18 protein-coding genes are annotated in these 20,679 nt (G+C 72.3%); 7 read left to right on the forward strand and 11 right to left on the reverse strand.

Annotation, left to right across the window (positions count from 1 at the left end):
- A partial coding sequence (locus VK923_00235) for a multicopper oxidase domain-containing protein (protein ID HSJ43095.1) occupies nucleotides 1-1,338 on the forward strand: 1,338 nt, incomplete at its 5' end.
- Between the two features lie 15 nt (nucleotides 1,339-1,353).
- On the opposite strand, the gene VK923_00240 is transcribed toward VK923_00235, so the two are convergent.
- Nucleotides 1,354-2,379, reverse strand: coding sequence for a zinc-dependent alcohol dehydrogenase family protein (locus VK923_00240; GenBank protein ID HSJ43096.1), 1,026 nt, complete (start codon nucleotides 2,377-2,379; stop codon nucleotides 1,354-1,356).
- A gap of 186 nt (nucleotides 2,380-2,565) precedes the next feature.
- On the opposite strand from VK923_00240, the gene VK923_00245 reads away from it, so the two are divergent.
- Genes VK923_00245 through VK923_00260 form a run of 4 tightly spaced genes read left to right on the forward strand, consistent with a single transcriptional unit; the run spans nucleotide 2,566 to nucleotide 4,902 of the window.
- Nucleotides 2,566-3,525: a universal stress protein gene (locus VK923_00245; protein ID HSJ43097.1), complete on the forward strand. Its 960-nt coding sequence runs from the start codon at nucleotides 2,566-2,568 to the stop codon at nucleotides 3,523-3,525.
- A 29-nt stretch (nucleotides 3,526-3,554) separates the two neighbouring features.
- On the forward strand, nucleotides 3,555-4,082 hold the full coding sequence (locus VK923_00250; GenBank protein HSJ43098.1) for a PspC domain-containing protein: 528 nt from the start codon (nucleotides 3,555-3,557) through the stop codon (nucleotides 4,080-4,082).
- Nucleotides 4,079-4,711 (forward strand): LiaF domain-containing protein, encoded by a 633-nt coding sequence (locus VK923_00255; protein HSJ43099.1) that lies wholly within the window; start codon nucleotides 4,079-4,081, stop codon nucleotides 4,709-4,711. Before VK923_00250 ends, VK923_00255 begins: the two co-directional genes overlap by 4 nt.
- Nucleotides 4,708-4,902 carry a hypothetical protein gene (locus VK923_00260; GenBank protein ID HSJ43100.1) on the forward strand — a complete coding sequence of 65 codons (195 nt, stop codon included), beginning with the start codon at nucleotides 4,708-4,710 and terminating at the stop codon, nucleotides 4,900-4,902. The genes VK923_00255 and VK923_00260 overlap by 4 nt, the downstream gene beginning before the upstream one ends.
- A gap of 9 nt (nucleotides 4,903-4,911) precedes the next feature.
- Here VK923_00260 and VK923_00265 read toward each other — a convergent pair whose 3' ends face one another.
- The 4 genes from VK923_00265 to VK923_00280 all read right to left on the reverse strand — a co-directional run bounded on the left by VK923_00265 (nucleotide 4,912) and on the right by VK923_00280 (nucleotide 10,024).
- A complete protein-coding gene (locus tag VK923_00265; protein ID HSJ43101.1) occupies nucleotides 4,912-7,578 on the reverse strand; it encodes a cation-transporting P-type ATPase in 2,667 nt (888 codons plus the stop codon).
- Entirely contained in the window at nucleotides 7,536-8,423 is an 888-nt protein-coding gene (locus VK923_00270) for a universal stress protein (GenBank protein HSJ43102.1), read from the reverse strand. Before VK923_00270 ends, VK923_00265 begins: the two co-directional genes overlap by 43 nt.
- Nucleotides 8,420-9,292, reverse strand: coding sequence for a universal stress protein (locus tag VK923_00275; protein ID HSJ43103.1), 873 nt, complete (start codon nucleotides 9,290-9,292; stop codon nucleotides 8,420-8,422). Before VK923_00275 ends, VK923_00270 begins: the two co-directional genes overlap by 4 nt.
- 105 nt (nucleotides 9,293-9,397) lie before the next feature.
- Nucleotides 9,398-10,024, reverse strand: coding sequence for a CBS domain-containing protein (locus VK923_00280; protein HSJ43104.1), 627 nt, complete (start codon nucleotides 10,022-10,024; stop codon nucleotides 9,398-9,400).
- A 380-nt stretch (nucleotides 10,025-10,404) separates the two neighbouring features.
- On the opposite strand from VK923_00280, the gene VK923_00285 reads away from it, so the two are divergent.
- Nucleotides 10,405-11,265 carry a universal stress protein gene (locus VK923_00285; GenBank protein HSJ43105.1) on the forward strand — a complete coding sequence of 287 codons (861 nt, stop codon included), beginning with the start codon at nucleotides 10,405-10,407 and terminating at the stop codon, nucleotides 11,263-11,265.
- A 43-nt stretch (nucleotides 11,266-11,308) separates the two neighbouring features.
- Nucleotides 11,309-11,815, forward strand: coding sequence for a universal stress protein (locus tag VK923_00290; protein ID HSJ43106.1), 507 nt, complete (start codon nucleotides 11,309-11,311; stop codon nucleotides 11,813-11,815).
- 1 nt (nucleotide 11,816) lies between these two features.
- Here VK923_00290 and VK923_00295 read toward each other — a convergent pair whose 3' ends face one another.
- The 6 genes from VK923_00295 to VK923_00320 form a co-directional block, all read right to left on the reverse strand.
- The gene (locus VK923_00295) at nucleotides 11,817-14,510 is read right to left on the reverse strand and encodes a GNAT family N-acetyltransferase (protein HSJ43107.1); all 2,694 of its coding nucleotides are present in this window, start codon (nucleotides 14,508-14,510) and stop codon (nucleotides 11,817-11,819) included.
- 46 nt (nucleotides 14,511-14,556) lie between these two features.
- On the reverse strand, nucleotides 14,557-16,878 hold the full coding sequence (gene ppsA, locus VK923_00300) for a phosphoenolpyruvate synthase (protein HSJ43108.1): 2,322 nt from the start codon (nucleotides 16,876-16,878) through the stop codon (nucleotides 14,557-14,559).
- Nucleotides 16,879-17,008: 130 nt separating this feature from the next.
- On the reverse strand, nucleotides 17,009-17,506 hold the full coding sequence (locus VK923_00305) for a CBS domain-containing protein (protein ID HSJ43109.1): 498 nt from the start codon (nucleotides 17,504-17,506) through the stop codon (nucleotides 17,009-17,011).
- A gap of 59 nt (nucleotides 17,507-17,565) precedes the next feature.
- Nucleotides 17,566-17,964, reverse strand: a complete 399-nt coding sequence (locus tag VK923_00310; protein HSJ43110.1) for a pyridoxamine 5'-phosphate oxidase family protein — start codon at nucleotides 17,962-17,964, stop codon at nucleotides 17,566-17,568.
- Between the two features lie 119 nt (nucleotides 17,965-18,083).
- Nucleotides 18,084-18,737: a class I SAM-dependent methyltransferase gene (locus VK923_00315; GenBank protein HSJ43111.1), complete on the reverse strand. Its 654-nt coding sequence runs from the start codon at nucleotides 18,735-18,737 to the stop codon at nucleotides 18,084-18,086.
- Between the two features lie 354 nt (nucleotides 18,738-19,091).
- Nucleotides 19,092-20,679: heme peroxidase family protein (locus tag VK923_00320; GenBank protein ID HSJ43112.1), on the reverse strand; the 1,588-nt coding region annotated here is incomplete at its 5' end.

Consider the following 20,679-nt stretch of genomic DNA (forward strand, 5'->3'; position numbering starts at 1 on the left):
GCGACGTTTCAGTACCCGAACGACCAGCGCGAGTCGACGCTGTGGTATCACGACCACACGCTCGGCATGACCCGCCTCAACGTGTACGCAGGACCAGCGGGCTTCTTCATCGTGCGCGGCGGACCCGAGGGTGAGGACGCCCTGCTCGACAGCCGCTTCGGCACGGCGGCGGTGCTCCCGGGGCCGGCGCCGCGGGAAGGGGACAAGTTCCCACCGAACAAGAACTACCGTGAGATCGCGCTCGCCGTCCAGGACCGGTCGTTCGACGCCGACGGCTCGCTGTTCTACCCGGACACGCGCGCGTTCTTCGACGGCATCACCGGACCGTACATCCCCCAGACCGACATCTCGCCGATCTGGAACCCGGAGTTCTTCGGCAACACGATCATCGTCAACGGGAACACGTGGCCGTTCCATATCGTCGAGCAGGCGCGCTACCGGTTCCGCGTCCTGAACGGGTGCCAGTCGCGCTTCCTCATCTTCGACTTCGGCAACATCCCCGGCGTCGAGGTGTGGCAGATCGGCAATGAGGGGGGCTACCTGCGCGCCCCGGTCAACCTCACCGCGGACCGCGACAATCGGCTGTTGATGGGTCCCGCCGAGCGCGCCGACCTGATCGTCGACTTCACCAACGTGTCGCTCGGCAGCCACGTCCTCGGCAACGTCGGCCCAGACGAGCCGTTCGGTGGCGGGGACCCCGGCGTCGACTTCGAGCCCGCCGATCCGGGGTCCACCGGTCAGGTCATGGAGTTCCGCGTCGTGCCGGCCCCGGCACCCGACCCGACGACGCCACCGCAGTTCCTGGTGCTCCCGCCCGTCGCCGCCCTGACGGGCGGCACGACCCGACCGCTGGCGCTGCTGGAGCAGATGTCGGAGTTCTTCGAGGACGCGCCGGCCGAGACCCGGTTGGGCACCATCGCCGGCGATCCGAACACGGGGACCGGCACGTGGACGGCGAAGAAGTGGGAGGACGAGGTCACCGAGAACCCTGCGGTCGGAGACACCGAGGTGTGGGAGTTCTACAACGCCAGCGCCGACGCCCACCCCATGCACGTCCACGAGGTGCTGTTCCAGGTCGTGGACCGGCAGGAAATCACCGTGGATGAGGAGAGCCAGACGGTGCAGGTAGCTCCCGGCTCCGCCCCGATCCCGCCGGAGCCGCACGAGGACGGGTGGAAGGACACCGTCATCGCGTATCCGGGGCAGGTCACCAGGCTGCGGCTGAGGTTCGCCAACCCGGGCCAGTTCGTCTGGCACTGCCACATCGTCGAGCACGAGGACAACGAGATGATGCGGCCGTACCGGATCGGACCGGAACAGCCCGGCCAGCCCACCTGAGCGGGGCCCGCTGGGTCAGCTCAGGAGCACGGCCGCGCCCTGCACGCGGTCGTGCGCCAGGTCGGCCAGCGCCTGGTCGGCGCGTCCGAACGGGTACGGCGCGGTGGTCACGCGGATCCCGATGCGCTCGGCCGCGTCGAGGAAGGCGCGGCCGTCGGCCCGCGTGTTCGCGGTCGTGCTGACGATCCGTCGCTCCTGGAAGAGGTGGCGCTGGTAATGCAGCGTCGGGATGTCGCTCAGGTGGATCCCTGCGACGACCAGCGTGCCGCCGCGGTCCAGTGCCTCGAGCGCCGGCGGGACCAGCGTGCCGACGGGGGCGAACAGCACCGCGGCGTCCAGGGGCTCGGGCGGCCGGTCCGTCGCACCCTGCGCGGACGTGCAGCCGAGCGCCAACGCACGGTCCCGAGCGGCGGGATCACGTGTCATGACGTGGACGGTCGCCTCCTCGTGCAGCGCGACCTGTGCCGCGAGGTGGGCGCTGGCGCCGAAGCCGTAGATCCCCAGCCGCCGCTGGCCGGTCGCGGTCGCGTGCAGCCCGGTCTGGCGCAGGGCCCGGAAGCCGATGATCCCCGCGCACAGCAGCGGCGCGGCGTGCTCGTCGTCGAACGCGTCCGGCAGGCGGTAGGCGTACGCGGCCGGCACCGTGCACCACCCGGCGAACCCGCCGTCGGCGTCCCATCCCGTGAACGCCGGTCGCAGGCACAGGTTCTCGGCGCCCGATGTGCAGAAGCGGCAGGTCCCGCACGTCGACCGCAGCCAGGGGATGCCGACCCGGTCGCCGACGGCATGGGCTGTGACGCCGTCGCCGAGCGCGTCGACGTGTCCCACCGCCTCGTGGCCGGGCACGACGCCGGACCGGCGGGGCGGAAGGTCGCCCTCCGCCAGGTGCAGGTCCGTACGGCACACGCCACACGCGGTCACCCGGACGCGGATCTCGCCCGGGCGCGCCTGCGGTACCTTGCGGGTCACCAGGCGTAGCGGCCGGTCATCGATCGGAGCGGGCCGGTCAACGATCCACGCCTGCATCTCGTCGCCGTTCACCGCGACCTCCTCCACGTCGCCGCCACCCGGCCGGCGGACACCATGATGGCAGGCCCGGGCCTGCGCACGGGTCGAGCGGCCGCACGGACGAGGACCTTCGCCCCTCGCACCGAACGCGTCCGAGGGGATGCTGACACCGGTGCACATGGAGGTGCACGGAGGTGCACGTGGAGCGAGGTGAACGCGATGGGCGAGCTCGTCGTCGGCGTTGACGGTTCGGACGGCTCGCGGGTCGCGCTTGCGTGGGCAGTCGAGGAGGCGCGGCTGCACGGAGATGATCTCACGGTCGTGACCGTCATGCCGTCGCCGAACCTGCTGATCACGCCGGCCCCGATCGGGGAGGACCTGCGGCGGCGTGCCGACATGGAGGCATCGCATCGTGCCCGGGCACTGCTCGAGGAGGTGATCGCCCCGTACGCCGACGCCGGCGTGACCATCACGTCGGTCGTGATGCGGGACGACGCCACGTTCCACGCGCTCACCCGCCGCGCAGCCGACGCCGACGCGGTGGTCGTCGGCTCACGCGGCCTCGGTGCGCTGCGGCGCATGCTGCTCGGTTCGGTCAGCAGCCAGGTCGCCGTGCACGCCGAGACCACGGTCGTGGTCGTCCCCGCGCCCTCGGAGGAGCAGCGGCGCGACGACAAGGTCGTCGTCGGCATCGATGGATCCACCCATGCCGGGGTGGCGCTCCGCCGAGCCGCGGTGGAGGCCGCGTTGCGCGGATGGGAGCTCGAGCTCGTCATGGTCCAGCCACCCCCACCGGTCGCCGCCGAATCAGGCCGCGACCCGGTCGAGGCCTACATGTGGGCCGGTACGCTGGCACCCGAACCCGTGCCGCACTCCGACGAGCTGGCCGACGACTACCAGCAGGCCACCACGCACTGGCGCAACCTGGCCGAGGGACTGCTCGAGGCCGAGCTCGACAGACTCGACGCCGCGACGCTGCCGGACAAGGTCACGCCCACCGTGATCGGTGCGGACCACCCTGCCCGCGCGCTGCTCGACGTCGCGGCATGGGCGAAGCTGCTCGTGCTGGGCCGGCGCGGCCGGGGTGGGTTCACCGGCATGCTGCTCGGCTCGATCAGCCAGCACTGCGTCCGTCACGCGATGTCGCCGGTGATGATCGTCCCGCCCAACGGGGCGTGACGCCGCTGTCCCCTCAGGAGGGTGGTCCGATGCAACCGCCACACGGCCCCGAACAGGCCCCGAGCACGCCAGACGACGAGCGGGCGCCGGATGACGTTTCGGCGCCGGACGACGTTCCGGCGAGCGCCGGAGCACCCGACGCAGGCGACCAGGACGGGCGCGCGGAGGATGCCGCAGAACCGTCGCAACGTGCGGTCCTGCGGCGCAGCCGGGACGACAAGGTGATCGCTGGCGTCGCCGGAGGTCTCGGGCGGTACCTCGGGGTGGACCCGGTCATCATCCGCGTGGCGTTCGTCGTCCTGGCGGTCAGTGGGGGCTCCGGGCTGCTGCTGTACCTGATCGGCATGATCGCGATCCCGGAGGAGCGTCCGGGGGAGATCCCGCACGATGCTCCGCCGGGCGACCAGCACACGGGCGTGATGATCCTCGGTGGCGTGCTCGTCGTCGTCGGTGGGCTGCTGCTGGCCGATCGCGTCGTCCCCAACCTGACCACGGTGCTGGGTCCGCTGGTGTTGATCGGGCTTGGCGCTGCGGTCATCGTCGGGGCACGACGTTGACCGCCGCGTCCACGCCCCGCAACCGGGACGGGATCCGTTGGGGCCAGCTGGTGTGGGGCGGGGCGCTGCTGGCGTTCGGTGTCGCTTGGTTCGTCGACGTCGTCGCAGGGGTCAGCGTGTCGTACGCGGTGGTCGCCGCGGCCACGCTGGTTGCCGTCGGGCTGGCACTGCCCCTCGCACCGCCCGGTGACCGAGGTGGCGTGTTCGGGCTGGGCCTGGTGCTCACGGTCGTGGTGCTGGCCGGCACGATCATCGGTCCCGCCGTCGATCCGACCGTCGTGGCGCGTGGCGTCGGCGACGTCGAGTTCCGCCCGACCGACGCGACCCAGCTGCAGGAGCGCTACGAGCACGGCGTCGGTAACGTCGCGGTCGATCTGCGGGCCGTGCGCGTCGACTCACCGACGGCCGTCGCCGTCGACCTGGCGGTCGGTGACCTGATCGTGCGGGTGCCTCCGGAGACGGCGATCGAGGTCGACGGTGAGGTCGGCGTCGGTGAGATCGTGGTGTTCGGCGATCAGCGAGGTGGCCTCGGACCCACGGTCCGTCGGCGGTACGGCCCGGCATCGGAGACGAGGGTGCTGCGCCTGGACGCGTCTGTCGGCATCGGCAGGCTGGAGGTGGCGCGATGAGCGATCGCGCGGCGACCGCATGGGCGGTGTGCTTCGTGCTCGTCGGCGTGCTGGCGTTCGTCGTGGAGCTCGACATCTGGACGCCCAACGCCGACTGGCTGTGGCCGGTGCTGCTGATGGTGCTGGGCGTGGCCCTGCTCGTGGCCGGGGGGACGGGGGCCAGCCGCGGCGGCGACCGCCAGGCGCGCTGACCACGACGCTCAGCCCGTCGGGGACGGTGCGCGCGTCGTGCCCGCCCACAGGACGAGGTTGGGCAGGATCCCGGCGACCATGACGAGCACCCAGCCGGATGGTGGGAGCGGTACGACGTCGAACAGCGCCTGTGCGGGTGGCACGACCACCAGCAGGACCTGGGCGATCCCGCCTCCGAGCGTGGCGAGCAGCAGCAGGCGGTTGCCGCCCGGTCCTCCGCTCCCGCGGCGGACGACGAAGGCGTACCCGAGGTGCGCGACGACGAGCGCGCAGAACATCACCGTGCGCGCCTGCGCCCACGACATGGCGAAGACCAGCCGTGCGGTGGCCAGCGCACCCAGGACGCAGATGGCGATCACCGCCGCGCGCGCCGCGAGGAGCCGGATGCGTGCCCACGACAGCAGCCGCGTGCCCGGCGGCCGCGGCGGCCTTCGCATCACACGGCGATCCGCCACGTCGGTCCCCAGCGCGATCGCCGGCAGCCCATCGGTGACCAGGTTGATCCACAGCAGCTGCAGGGGGAACAGCGGGAGGCCCATCCCCGGTGCCAGCGTCAGCCCCGCCACCACCACGAAGATCTCCCCGAGGTTGCCGGCGACGAGGTAGTCCACGACCTTGCGCAGGTTGTCGTAGATCCTGCGCCCCTCGGCCACCGCGGACACGATCGTCGCCAGGTTGTCGTCCGTGATCACCATGTCGGCAGCTTCGCGTGCCACGTCGCTGCCGCGGCGCCCGAGCGCGATGCCGATGTCGGCGCGACGGAGCGCCGGCGCATCGTTGACGCCGTCACCCGTCATCCCGACGACCTGTCCACGCTGCTGCAGCCGGCCGACGAGCGCCAGCTTCTGGTCGGGATCGACCCGCGCATACACGGGCGCGCTGGTCGGGTCGTCCGCCAGGCCGTCGACCCGCAGCTGGCGCCCGGTGGTGACATCGCGCCCGGTTGCCAAGCCGACCTCGGCGGCCACCGCTCCGGCCGTTGCCGGATGGTCGCCCGTAGCCATCAGCAACGTGATGCCGGCGTCCCGCGCCCGCGCGACCGACGCCTGCGCGGCGGCGCGCACCGGGTCCTTGAGGCCGACGAACCCCAGCAGCTCCAGCTCGGCGACCGCACCGTCGGGATCGTCGGGCACCGTGTGGAGCCGGCGATGCGCCAGGGCCAGCACCCGCACGCCGCTGTCGGCCATCGCGCTCACGTGATCGTCCAGGCGTGCGCGCATACGGTCGTCCAGCCGGCCGCCCGCTGCGACGTGCGTGCACGAGGGTACGACGGCCTCCGGCGCACCCTTGACGAGCAGTTGGCGGTGCGCCGGGTCGTCCACGCGGACGTGCAAGGTCGCCATGCGCCTCCGGTCCGCATCGAACGGGCTCGTCTGCACGCGCCGCCACAGGGAACGGAGGCGCGCCACCTCGTCACGTCCCACGGCTTCGAGCAGCGCGAGCTCCATCGGGTCACCGACAGGCGGATCCACCGTCGCGTCGTTGCACAGCGCCATCACCCGGGCCGCGGACTCGTAGGCCTCGGCCCCCCACGCCACGGCCGCGTCGTCGGTCGCCGTCGCGTCGCGCAGCTCGCTGACGCGCATGCGGTTCTCGGTCAGCGTCCCGGTCTTGTCGACGAGCAGCACGGTGACCGAGCCGAGTGTCTCGACGGCGGCCAGCCGCCTGACGATCGCACCACGCTCGGCCATGCGGCGCACGCCCAGCGCCAGCCCGACTGCGGTGATGGTCGCGAGACCCTCGGGCACGGCCGCGACGGCCAGGGCCACGGCCGCCAGGAAGGTCTCCTCGAGCGCCGCGCGACCTGGTCCCGCCCGTACGAACGACAGGACGAGCACTGCTGCGGCGACGCCGACCGACACGATCGCCAGCTGCCGCGTCACGCGTGCGAGATCGACCTGCAGCGGCGTCGGCCTGCGGGTCGCGGTGGCGTCGCGGGCGATGCTCGCCAGGATCGTGGCGGCACCGGTGGCCACGGCAACCCCGGTCGCGGTCCCGCGGGTCACGAAGGTGCCGGTGTGGGCCGTGCCGGCGCGGTCACCGAGGCCGGCACCCTCGGAGGTGACGAACGCGGCGTCCTTGCGCGCCGCGACGCTCTCGCCGGTCAGCATTGACTCATCGATCTCGAGCGCCACGGTCTCGACGAGGCGCAGGTCGGCGGGGATGCGGTCCCCGGCCTCGAGCAGCACCACGTCCCCTGGCACGACCTCCGCCGACGGGATCTGCTGGACGACGCCGTCGCGTTGCACGCGCGCCTCCGGCACGGTGAGCGTCCGGAGCGCCTCGAGCGCCGACGCCGCCCGCCGCTCCTCGACGACGGCGATGGTGCCGTTGATGGCGACGATGACCGCGATCGCGACGGCCTCGGTCACCTCCCCTAGGACGAGGCCCGACACCGCCGCCGCGGCCAGCAGGAGCAGCGCCATGGGCTCGCGCAGCTGGCGGGCGATCTGCGCACCCAGTGTCTCGCGGGGCGGCTCGGGCAGCTCGTTCGGGCCGACCTGCGACAGCCGCAGCCGCGCGTCGCTGGTGGACAGCCCGGCGGCAGGGTCGACGCCTGCCGCGCCGAGCACAGCTGCAACGCTGTGCCGGTCGGCGTGCGCGAGGACCTCGCTCAGACGATGGCTCCCCGCTACGGCACCACGACGACGGGGCCAGCCGCGTGGTGCAGGCACTGGTGGCTGACCGACCCGAACACGATACGCCCGATCGCACCACGTCCGTGCGTGCCGAGGACCAGCAGCCGGCCTGGGCCGGTGTGGGAGAGCAGGACGTCGGCGGGTGCGCCACGCTCGATCACACGGGTGACGTCGGCCATCGACACGTCGGCCGCGGCGAGTGCGTCGCGGACCACCTGCTCGGCCTTCTCCTGGCCGCGGATGAGCAGCTGCGCACGGCGCTCGTCGGACGCCCGGGCCACCATCATGGGGTCGACGGCGAGCTGGAACGCGTGGACGACGGCCAGCCTGACGTTGCGGTGGCCAGCCTCCTCGGTGGCCCACAGCAGCGCGCGCTGGGCGGCCTGGGAGCCGTCGACGCCGACGATCAGCCCGTGCGCTTCCTGCAGGTCGTCCTCGGCGGTGGGCGGGATGACCGCGACCGGGGTCGTGGCGTGCGCCGCCGTGCGGTAGCCCGTGGAACCGAGCCGCAGACGGTCGAACCCGCCGGCGCCGCGCGATCCCACGACGATCAGGGCCGCGTCCTCGCCCGCATCGACGAGGCCGGCGCTCGACGCGTTGAACACGCCCATCGCACCCGCCGTCCACTTGACGCGGCCGAGCACGTGCTGGTTGCGGTCGATGATCTCGTCGAGCCGGGCTTCCGCCGCGTCCTGGTCCGGCACGTACATCACGACGCCACGTGCGTGCACGACGTAGCAGTGGACCACGTCCACGGCGGCGACACGTAGCTCCGCTTCGCGTACGGCCCAGGCGAGTGCCCGGTCGGCCTGGGGTGACCCGTCAACACCGACGACGATGCGCTGCACGTTCAACGTCCCTGCGGGATCGACCGCGGTCATGACCCGTGGATCACGACGACAGGTCCGCGTGCGTGCGTGAGGCACTGCATGCTCACGGAGCCGAGCAGGAGCCCGGCGAACCCCTCCCGGCCGCGGCTGCCGACGACCACGAGCGACGAGGAGCGCGCGGCGACGGTGACCAGGACGTGCGCGGCCTGGCCCGCCAGGACCCGCGGGAGGACATCGGTGCCGCGCACGCCGAGCGTGTCGCGGATGATCGTCAGCAGCCGACGACGTGCGCCCTCGTCAGCCTGCTCGTCGAGCGAGGCGAGCTCGGACGCCGACGCGTCCGAGGTGACGGGGTCGACGGCTGGGCGCACGAGCACCGCCTCCACGGGCACGTCGCGCAGTCGTGCCTCCTCCGCGCCCCACTCGAGCGCACGTCGCGATGATGGGGAGCCGTCGATGCCGACGACGACCGACGTCGTGACCGGTGGGATCGCCGCCCCATCGACGTAGGGGATCACCGCCACGGGCACGCTGGCGTGCGTCACGACCTGCTGGCTGACCGAGCCGAGCAGCAGCCCGGGGAAGCCGCCGAGCCCGCGGCTGCCGAGAACGAGCAGGTCGGCGTCGCGGGCGTGGTGGAGCAGGGCGCCGGCGACCTGCCGTCCCAGCGCAGGCGCCACGGCGATGTCCGCGTCGACGCCACTGGTGGTCCACGGGTCGAGTGCGTGGCGCACCAGCTCGATCGCCTCGGCCTCCCGGCGCTCCGCAGCGGTACCGCCATCGAGTGCGCCGGCGAGGCGGCCGACGCCGAACGCGTGCAGCACCGTCAGCGCCGCGGAGCGCAGCTCCGCCTCCTCCACCGCCCACGCCAGGGCCCTGGTCGCGTGCGGCGATCCGTCGATTGCCACCACGATCTTCATCTGCCGCCTTCCGGTCACGGTTGCGTGTGCGTCAAGCGTCGCGGGGTCACCGACGCGCCGCAGTGCATTTCGGCCCGGTCGCCGCGGCCGATCGTCCCGGCGTCGTCACGTCGGCGGTGAGGGGGCGATCCTGATGAGCTCCTCGATCTCGGTCACGCCGGCGATGGCGCCGACCGTGCGCACGAGCCGGTCGCGGATCGTGATCGAGTCGACGGTGCCCGACAGGAAGATCTCGCCGCCGGGGCCCACGTCGGCCACCACACCGGTGACGCCGAGCGCCGCGATGCGTCCGTCGACGGTGCGTCGCAGCAGGTCGCCGTGCAGCGTGACGGTGCGCAACAGGTCTTGACCGGTCACGAGGCCGACGATGCGGATGTGACGCTCGACCACGACGAGCCGGTCGGTGCGCTCGGACCGCATCCGCTCGGCCGCGACGTGGATCGGGCTCGTCGGTTCGACGGTGACCGGTGGACGGAGCAGGCTCCGGACGACGACCGACCGTGCCTGTGCCGCCTGTGGCGGGAGGTGCGCCAGGGCGACGTCGAGGGCATGCAGCACACCCGACAGCCGTCCCCGCTGGTCGACCACCGGCGCGCCCGCGTAGCCGTGGTTGGCCAGCATGGCGGCGGCGACGTCGACACGCATGTCGTCGCGCAGCACCAGCGGGTCCGTCGACATGACCTGCCCGACCGTGATCTCCCGCAGGTCGGTCGGTGCGCGGCTGGCCGTCATCGCACGGTCCGGACGTCTGCCCCGCTCACCCCAGCAGGTCCTGGCGCCACGGAGGCGCGAGCCACGCTCATTGACGATCATCGCCTCCTGCGCCGGCGTGAACCCGTGCTGTACACCGTCGCGGAGCGACGGTCCGGCGACAGGGCCGTTGGTCACAGCGTGACGGGCGGACCGGCCCAGCGATCGACCACCCGTGCCGGGGTCAACCCTCCGGATCAGCGCCGGGCTGCCGCGCAGGTCTGCACGGTGCCGGCGTCTGCGCGTGCAGGGCCCGGTCGGGCGGGGTCGATCGCCTCCCATCACCGGGACCTGTAGCCATGCGTCGCCCGAACCACACGGCCACACTCGACCGCGAGGATCGTACGAGCCGGAGGTGTGTCATGGGCGGCATCGTGGTCGGCGTGGACGGATCGGTCGCCGCGGACCGGGCGCTGCGCTGGGCGGTCGACGAGGCCGTGCTGCGCGACACGGAGGTCCGGCTCGTGCTCGGCTACGTGCTGCACGTGCACCGTCCGTCGGTCACCTCGACGGACCGGGAGCGGGCCGAGCGGGCGCTACAGGAGATCGTCGAGCGTAACGCCGAGGTGCTGCGCCGTGTCCCATGGAAGACGACCGCCGCGCCACTGCTGGGGCGGCCCTACGCGGATGCGATCCTCGAGGCCGGTGACGACGCCGACCTGATCGTGGTCGGCTCCCGCGGGCTCGGTGGGTTCAACGAGCTGGTGCTGGGCTCCACCAGCTACCGTGTCGCCGCGCACGCGACCGCGCCCGTGGCGGTCGTGCGCGGAGGCGGGGACGGCGATCCGAGGGACTGCGTCGGGATCGTCGTCGGGGTCGACGGCTCCCGCGCCGCCGTCCGCGCGTTGCGGTGGGCCGTCGCCGAGGCTGTGCTGCGCGGCGTCGACGTGACCCTGGTGCACGGGTACTTCGCTCCCAGCGAGGCGCTGCTGAGCGGCGTGGCGTCGCCTGAGCAGATCGAGACCGAGCGCACGCGCGCGCGCACGCAGGCACAGGCGATCGTCGACGCGGTGCTCGCCGACGTCGACGTGCCCGAGGGCGTCACCGTGACCCCCCAGGTGATGGCGGGCACGCCCGCCGGGGCCATCCTCGGCCACACGACCGCCAGCCACCTGACGGTCGTCGGCACCCGCGGTCACGGCGGCATCCGACGGACTGTCGTAGGCTCGACGAGCCACCAGGTCCTGCACCACGCGCCGGGGCCGGTGGTGGTCGTGCCGTGACAGGCAGGCGAGCCTGACCGCTAGCAAGGGAACGAGGGATGGAATGGCCAAGGCAGAGGTGGTCGTCGGAGTCGACGGGTCGCAGGACTCGTTCGCAGCGCTGAGGCTGGCGGCTGACGAGGCGCGCAGCAGATCCGGGCGGCGCCTGCACGTCGTGTACGTGTACGAACCCGCGCGGACCACCCAGGCGGTGACGGCGGCGGCGGTCGTGGCGGCCGGCCCGTGGGCCTCCCCGACGACCGGCGACACCATCCTGGAGGACGCGCACCGCCGCGACGACGAGGAACGGGCAGAGGCGAAACGGCACGCCGAGGGACACCTGCGGCAGATGGTGTCACAGGCTGACGCGGACCTGAGCGGACTCGACGTGCAGCAGAGCGCTGTCGGCGACGAGCACCCGTCCGCGGCGCTGGTGCGGCTCTCCACAGGCGCCGACCTGCTCGTCGTTGGTTCCCGCGGCCTCGGCGGGTTCCGGGGGCTGCTCCTGGGATCGGTCAGTCAGCAGTGCGTGCACCACGCGACCTGTCCGGTCCTGGTCACGCGCGGGTAGCTCAGACCGTCCCGGCCGGTGCGGTCGGGCGGACCAGCACGCGGGCGTCCAATGCGACCGCCCCGTGCTGGTCGACGACGACGGGGTTGCAGTCGAGCTCCGCGACCACCGACTGGTGCTCGGCAAGCGAGCTGACCCGCACGAGCAGGTCCTCGACAGCAGCGACGTCGGCCTTCGGCGCACCGCGGTACTCGTCGAGCAGCGGGAACGTCTTCAGGTCGTGGACCATCTCCGAGGCGTCCTCGGGTGTCAGCGGTGTGAGGCGGACCGACACGTCGTTGAGCAGTTCTACGGTGACGCCACCCGCGCCGCACACGACGACGGGGCCGAACGTCGGGTCGTCGGTCACACCGACGAGCAGTTCGGGGCCGGCGGCGACCATCGGCTGCACGAGGAACGCGTCCAGGTCGTGGTCGGCGGCGGCGACGGCGCGACGGATGTCGGCTGCCGCCGCGGTGATCTGTCCGTCAGTCGAGAGGCCCAGCCTGACGGCGCCCACGTCGCTCTTGTGCACGAGTCCCTCCGCGACGGCCTTCAGTGCGACCGGTCCGCCGATCTCGTGCGCTGCCGTGACGGCGTCCGCGGCGGTCGCCACGGTCCGCCCGCGCACGAGCGGGATGGCGTAGCAGTCGAACAGCTGGGCCACCTCGTCGGGGGTCAGCCACCGTCCGGTTGCGCGGTCGCCCATGACACGAGCCAGCAGCGCCGATGCCTCGTCGTGGCGCAGCCCCGGCGGTTCCACCACCTCGACGTCGGGCCTGCGCCGTCGTGCGGTATCGCGTGCGACGTGGCCCAGCGCCCGCACGGCGTCCTCAGGGAAGGCGTAGGTCGGGATGCCGGCCTGGTCACGCAGCAGGTCCTGCGCCGCCGCGGCCGACGACATGAACACCGACAGCACCGGCACCCGGCCGTCGAGCCCCGCCGCAGCCTCCTGCATGGCCGCGGCGACGTCGGTCGGGTCACCCGCGAGGGGCGGGATGTAGATGGCGATCAGCGCGTCGACCTCGCCGGATCGACCGACCGTGGAGATCGCGCGTGCGTAGTCGTCGGCCGAGACGGGCGCCAGCGTGTCCACCGGGTTGTCGATCGCCGCCTCCGGAGGCAGGAAGCGGCGCAGCTCCTCCAGCGTCCGCGCCGACAGGCTGACGACCTCGAGACCCTCCGCGACACAGGCGTCGGCGCACAGGATGCCCGGACCCCCCGCGTTGGTCACGATGCCGACGCGGCCACCGACCGGCTGGGGCTGGTTGGCGAGCAGCGTCGCGACGTCGAACAGCTCCGACAGCGTGTCGGTGCGCACGACCCCGGCCTGGCGGAACAGCGCATCCACGGTGCGGTCCGATGCCTGGAGCAGCGCGCCGGTGTGGGACGCCGCGGCTCGAGCTCCTGCGGAGGAGCGTCCGCTCTTGACGGCGACCACGGGCGTGGTCCGCGTCACCCGTCGCGCGATGCGGGAGAACTTCCGTGGATTGCCGAAGGACTCCAGGTACAGCAGGATCACGTCGGTCCGGGGGTCGGTCTCCCAGTAGTGCAGCAGGTCGTTGCTCGACAGATCCGCCTTGTTGCCGATCGAGACGAACGACGACAGGCCCAGTCCCAGCTCGTTGGCATGGTCGATGATGGCCAGGCCGAGCGCACCGCTCTGCGACAGGAAGCCGACCCGACCGGCAACCGGCGCGTACGGTCCGAACTGGGCGTCCAGCCGCACCGCCGGGTCGGTGTTGACGACGCCCAGGCAGTTCGGTCCCACCAGGCGCATGCCCGCCTGACGGCAGACCGCCAGCAGCTCGCGCTGGCGGTTCGCGCCGACGTCATCGGTCTCGGCGAAGCCGGCCGACAGCACGACCAGCGCACGGACCCCGACCGTGGCGCAGTCGACCGCCGCGCCGACGACGGCGTCGGTGGGCACCGCGATGACGGCGAGGTCCACCGGGCCGGGGACGTCGCGCACCGACGGGTACGCCGCCACCGACTGGACGACGTTTGCCGCAGGGTTGACCGGGTAGACGGGGCCGGCGAACCCACCCGACAGCAGGTTGTGGAACACCTCGGCACCAGGCGTGCCCCGGTCGCGGGACGCGCCGATGACGGCCACCGACGTGGGCGCCAGCACGTGACGGACCGCCGCAGCCGCCGCCGTCTGCTCACGGCGCTCGAACTGGCGGCGTCCGTCGGCCGTCGGCCGGGTGGGGAACTCGATCTCGATGTCGCCCGGCACCGCGTGGCGGGTGATCGCGAATCCGCTGTCCCGCAGCACCACCAGCATCCGGTGGTTCTGTGGCAGGACGTGTGCCGTGAACACCGCGACGTCCCGGTCGGCCGCGACCTCGGCGAGGCGCTCCAGCATCAACGTGCCGAGACCGCGGCGCTGGTGTGCGTCGGCGATCGTCAGGGCCACCTCAGCACGGTCGGCCCCCGTGCGCTCCCGCTCGAAGCAGCCGTGGGCGATGATGTGCCCGTCTGCGCCGGTCGTCGCGACGACCGCGTAGCCGTCGGCCACCTCGGGGTGCGCCGCCAGCCACGCGCTCCGCTCGACGTCGACCGCGCCCGAGAAGTATCGCAGCAGGCGCGACTCGGGTGACAGCTCGGCGAGGAACGTCTGCAGGTCCGCGACATCGTCGGCCTCGACACGGCGGATCCGCACCGTTGAGCCGTCGCGGAGCACCGCGTCGACGTGCTCGCCGGTCGATCTCATGCCCGCCAGCGTACGACCGGGACACCGCCCGCCGTCGTACGAGCGCTCACCCGCGCGGGGAGCCGGTGCCGTTGCCGCGGTCCCGCGCGGCGTCGAGCAGGAGCTGCCGCTCGGCGCTGGCGATCACGCGGCGCGCCGCGTCGACCGCGTCGGGGTTGACCGAGATCGACGTGATCCCGAACTCGACCAGGCGGCGCGCGATGTCGGGGCGGTTCGACGGCGCCTGGCCGCACAGCGACGAGGTGATGCCGGCGTCGCGGCACGCGGCGACGATCTGCCGGATCGCGTGGAGCACGGCATCGTCGGCCTCGTCGAACAGCTCGGCGCACAGCTCCGAGTCGCGGTCGACGCCGAGCATGAGCTGCGTCAGGTCGTTGGACCCGATCGACACGCCGTCGATGCCCATCGCCGCGTACTCGGGGATGCGGTATATGATCGACGGCACCTCGGCCATGACCCAGCGGTGCAGGCCGCGCTGGCGTCCGAGCGGACTGGCGTCGATGGCCTCCAGGCACGCCTCCAGTTCCCACCGCGTCCGTACGAACGGAATCATGATGTGCAGGTTCGGCGTCACCTCGCGGACCTCGGTCAGCGTGCGCAGCTCCAAGGCGAACAGCTCGGAGTCGCGCACGTACCGGTAGCAGCCGCGGTAACCGATCATCGGGTTCTCCTCGGCCGGCTCGTACTGTGCGCCGCCGCGCAGTCCGCGGAACTCGTTCGAGCGGAAGTCCATGGTCCGGTAGACGACCGGCCGCGGCGCGAAGGCCTGGGTGATGGTCAGCAGCGAGTCGCGCATGTGGTCCACGAACTGGTCCGCCTCGCCCCGGGCGAGCAGCCGCTGGGGGTGCTCGCCGTCGAGCGCCTCGGTCATGATGAACTCGGCTCGCAGCAGCCCGACCCCGTCGACCGGCAGTGCGGCGACCTTCGTCGCCTGCTCGGGGATGGCGAGGTTGACGTACAGGGTCGTCGCGAGTGCCTCGATCGGTCGCGAGACCGACGCCAGTGCGGCCGCGATGTCCGCGGCGGCCGTCACCGGTGCCGGCGGTCCCGTGAGGAGCTCGATGACGTCACCCTCGTGAACGGTCCCGCTGGCACCGTCGATCGTGACCAGCTCGCCGGTCCGCAGCGTCTGTGTCGCCTTGCGGGTGCCGACGACGGCTGGCACACCCAGCTCGCGGCTCACGATGGCGGCGTGGCACGTCATGCCGCCGGCATCGGTGACGAGCGCGGCGGCCCGGCGCATGGTCGGCACCCAGTCGGGCGCCGTCATTGGTGCTACGAGGATCTCGCCGTCCCGGAACTCGGCGCCCTGGTCCGGTGTGGTCAGGATGCGCACGCGCCCCGCGACGACGCCGGGCGACGCGCCCAGGCCGGTGAGCAGCACGTGATCCTCGGGCTCCTCCTCCGCGAGCGTGGTGATCGGCCGCGTCTGCACGATGTAGGTCTTGCCCTCGGCGATCGCCCACTCGATGTCCTGGGGCTCCCCGTAGTGCTGTTCGATGCGCAGACCGAGCTCGGCGAGCTGCACCGCCTCGGTGTCGGTCAGCACCCGTGTGCCGCCCTCCTCGGGGGCCAGCTCGATCGTGCGGTCCGCGCCGTCGGGACCCCGGACGATCTTGTGGGCCTGCTCACCAACGTTGGCCGACAGCAGGCGGGGGCCGTCCTTGGCGATGGTGTAGGTGTCGGGCTGCACCGACCCGCTGACCACGACCTCGCCGAGCCCGAACGCGCCCTCGATCACGACACGCGAGCGGTCACCGGTGGCGGGGTCGGCGGTGAACAGCACGCCGGACCGCTCGCTGTGCACCATCCGCTGGACGACCACGGCGATAGCCGGCTCTTCCACGAGACCCTGGCGGTCGCGGTAGGCCACGACGCGCTGGCCGTACGCCGACGCCCAGCAGGCGACGATGCGGTCGATCAGTGCGTCGGGACCGATCACGTTCGTGAACGTCTCGTTCATGCCGGCGAACGACGTGCCCGCCGTATCCTCGCTGGTCGCCGACGAGCGCACGGCGACGGCGTCGTTCCCCAGCCGGTCGTAGGCGTCGACGATGGTCTGGCGCAGCTCGTCGGACACGCCCGCCGAGCGCACCAGGTCCTTCGCCGCGGCGGAGGTCTCCGCGAGCAATGCGGTGTCCGCAGCGTCGGCGACCGAGACGACCTCCGTGAGGCGCTCACGGACGCCGCCGGCGTCCATCGCGGCCAGGTACGCCGGTGCGGTCACCACGAAGCCGTCCGGGACCGGGAAGCCGGCGCCCGTGAGCTCGCCCAGGTTGGCGCCCTTGCCGCCGACCAGCAGCACGTCCGCGCTGCCGAGGTCAGAGAACCAGACGATCTGCTGTGTTGCCTGTTCGAGCGTCGTCACGACGGTGGTCCTGTCGCCGGTGCCGCGCGCGGCGGCAATCGATGTGCAGTGTGAACCTGCCCGGTGCGCGCCTGTGGCGCACGGGCGAACGTCCCGGCCGGGGCGGGACGGCCGTCCCGCGCGCCACGCGTCAGTCGGGCTCCATCTGCGACCGCGGGGTGTCGTCGGCGTGTGCCGGCTCGCCTGCCCACTCCGGCAGGAACAGCTTGAGCACGTCGGTGCGGCTGACGACCCCGACCACGGTGCCCTCGTCGTCGACGACGACAAGCCGGCCCACGTCGCGGTCCAACAGCTCCCGGGCCGCCGTGTCGACGGTCGCGCCGGCGCCGATCGTGATCGGTGGGCGCGAGCAGGCCTCGCCGACCTTCACGGCGCTGGCGTGTCGGTCGTCGACCCGGGCCAGCGGGCCACGCCGGTGCCGCGGCGATGCGAACCGCGCGAGGACGTCGCTGTGGCTGAACACACCGACCACCGAGCCCGCGTGATCCAGGACGGGCGCTGCCGAGATGCCCTCGCGGAGCAGCACGACCCCCGCGAAGTCCACGGAGTCCTGCTCGGTGAGGGTGACGGGCGTCGCGGACATGATGTCGGTCACATGTGCGAGTCGTGCCTGTCGGGACGCGTCCATGCGGTCCTCCAGCGTCGGGTCGGACCGGCGGTCGCGCACGTGACCGGCCCTGCTCGGGGTCAGGCGATGCGTCGGCCGGTCATCGACCGGGGGATGATGCGGACGTAGTGGTCGCGCGTGCCTGGTGCCCAGGGGCGCAGGTCCGTCTCGCGGGCCGCCTCGAGGTCGTCGGTCTGCCAGATCTCCTCGGCGATGCCACGGATGATGACGCTCCACCCGGTGCGCACGCTCGGGTCGCCGTGATCGACCTCGAACACGACGGGCTGCTGGTGGATCGCGTCGAGCAGCTCGCCGTAGCCGATCCGGAAGACGACCGACCCGCGCTGCAGGTTGTAGGTCAGGGGCCGGATCTGTGGCTCGCCGTCCATCACGTAGACCAGGCGCCCGAGCGACTTGCCGGCCAGCAGGGTCAGGCAATCGTCGACGGACAGCTCCTCCAACCGATGTGTCGCCGGCATGCTCACCGTCGCGTCACCCTCTCGTTGACGTCGGGGTACGTCCAGGAGCCAAGCGTGCGCAACGGCCGCGACAGGGGCAGGGCCGGTGGTCCATCATCGTGGGCACGAACGTCCCATGCTCACCCGGGTCGCGTGGGCTCTGGAGGGTGAGCGACGATTGCGGTGAACACACCCGTCGTCCGTGTTCGCGTCGCGTCGATGCACAGGCCTGCGGAGGTCAGCACCGCTGTGACGTCCTGGTTCGATCGGCAGCCGGTCCGTCGGTAATGGCGGTCGGCGCGGCGGTCCTGCACGCGTGCGATCCAGTCGACCCGGCTGCGTCCGTGCTCGACCAGCAGCAGGCGCCCCTCCAGCCGGGTCACGCGTGCCATCTCGCGGAGTGCGCCGACCGGGTCCGGGAACGTGCACGTCGACATCGCCGTGGTCACCGTCTCGAACGCGCCGTCCGGGAAGTCGAGCTGTTGCGCGGACATCTCGAGGAGGTCGACGGCGAGTCCCAGCCGGCCGGCCCGGGCCCGTGCCTGGTCGAGCATCGCAGGGCTCAGGTCGACCGCCGTCAGGCTGTCGACGCCGCGCAGCAGGCCGAAGTTCTCACCTGTGCCGCACGCGACGTCGAGGACCTCGCCGCGCGCGTGCGTCATCACCCACCGGCGCAGGCGCGCCGCGCCGAACAGCGTGTCGTTGACCAGCGACGCCCATCGGTACGACGCCGCCTTGCCGTCGTACACGCGGCGCAGCGCCGCGTCGTCGTACTCGTCGCGTCCAGGCCCCACGAGGACATGATGACGGGTACCCGCGTCCCCGCGCCAGGCTTCGTGCCGCCGCGAGCCCTCGAGCCGACGCGTGCTGGGACGATCAGGCGGCGCGTCGTGCCGTGACGCAGGCGTGACGGCGTACGCCGCCGCACCGGCGACGACGTGCATGGTGACGAGCGTGAGCACAGCGGTTCCGCCGACCAGCGCCGATCCGAGGGATGTGGTCGTAGCGCTCTGCGTGTGGTGGTCATGGCGCGCTCCGGGGCGGTGCGGTGCTGTCCTGCCACAGGGGGTAGCACCGCCCGGCGCGGGTGGGCGTGCCTACTGGACGTCGTTGCCTGGGGCGCGCCGGGCCGGGGAGGTGGCCGGACGTCAGCCGAGGGGAGCGAGCAACGCCTTGTTCCCCTCGAACGCGAACAGCAGTAGATCCACCATGCGGAACGTTGAGCTGTCCGGACCGAGCGTCGGTCGGAACGCGGTGTCCCGGACGATCGACCACTCGCTGCCCTCCATGGCCCGGTGGAACGTCTCCGCGACGATGCGGGCGCCAACGCCGTGCAGGCGCCCCCGGTGCAGCTCGGCCTCGCGGAGGATGTAGAACCACAGCGGCGTGTCGCGCAGCAGTGCCTTGCGTTGCGCGGTCGGCATGCGGCTGAGATCCGCGCCGTTCTTCCCGTCACGGATCTCCGCCCGTGACAGCCGGGTCACGTCGAGGCCCGCGGCTGCCATCGCGTTGGCCATCTGCTGGCCGGTGGCCAGGCGCACCATCCGGGCCCGCATCAGGTTGCGGAAGGCCAGGTTGGCGCGCGGGTCGTCGCGGTCGACCGCGGGGCCGCCGAAGGAACCCTTCGGCAGGTTGCGCAGCGCTGCGGCGAGGCGGGTGTCGATGCGCTTGGCACGATTGAACTTCGCGGGCGGCACCGTCAGGTTCTGCCTGCCCGCTTCGCCGAAGTCGTACAGGCGGCGGAAGTCGGCCACCCAGGTCGTCGGCAGGCGCAGCTCGCCACCCAACGTCCCGCTCGTCGCCGAGAGCTCGAACAGGAGGTCGAGGCTGCCACCGCCGTTGTCGAAGATGCGGTTCCAGTTGTAGGCGCCACGCACCATCGAGTGTCCGAGCCGGTACGCGGCGATCGAGAACTCGATGGGCATGGTCGGGACGTCGGTGGGCGAGGCGTCGGCCTCGAACACCGTCCGGCCGTTGCGGAACACGTCGTTGAGCGTGGCTCGCGCGCAGATGCGCGGCAGGAAGTCGGTCCGGATCATCCACTGGTAGTGCTTCGTGACGACCTCTTGTGCGGCAGCGAACCGCTCCACGGGCGGCGTGGCGGCGTCGAGGGTGTCGACCACCCGGTTGTGGAACCGGATCATCGCGAGGTGGGTCTGTGCGACCGCCAGGTTCTCGTCGTTGCGGGGGTCGGGGATCAACGCCCGGCGCTTCGCCCGCGCGGAGCTGCCGGTCCCGCGGCGCGGGAGGTCGAAGCCCGGCATGTCCGGCAGGTCGCCGTCGCCGACGCTGCTGCCCACCTTCAGGTGGACGCCGTCGGCCTCGTAGAACTTCGCCGACGCGCGGTCCTGGGGGCCCGCACCATAGAGCGAGTCGAGGTCGAGGCTGGGGGACCGGGCCTGCAGCAGTATCGCGGGCGACACGCGGTCGCCGAGCATGACGTCGGTCTTGTCCATCGTCAGGTCGTGGTCGATGAACTGGCCGAGGTACGTGAACCCGGCCGGCACGCCGGACGCGCCCGCCCCGGTCCTGGTCATCGCGCGCGCCATCTTCGTCAGGTTCGACTCGCTCAGCTGGTGTCCCGTGCCCTTCGGGCCGAGCCGGGAGAACCGGAACGGTGGAGCCGTCACGTCGGCGGCCGCTGCCTCGGCCGCCTCCGTCGTCGCTCCGTCGATGTTGCCCCCGAGAAGCCCCTCACCGACGACGAAGTACTGCTCGGTCCCGTGCCTGTCCACG

This window comes from Euzebyales bacterium (assembly GCA_035461305.1).
Taxonomy (GTDB): domain Bacteria; phylum Actinomycetota; class Nitriliruptoria; order Euzebyales; family JAHELV01; genus JAHELV01.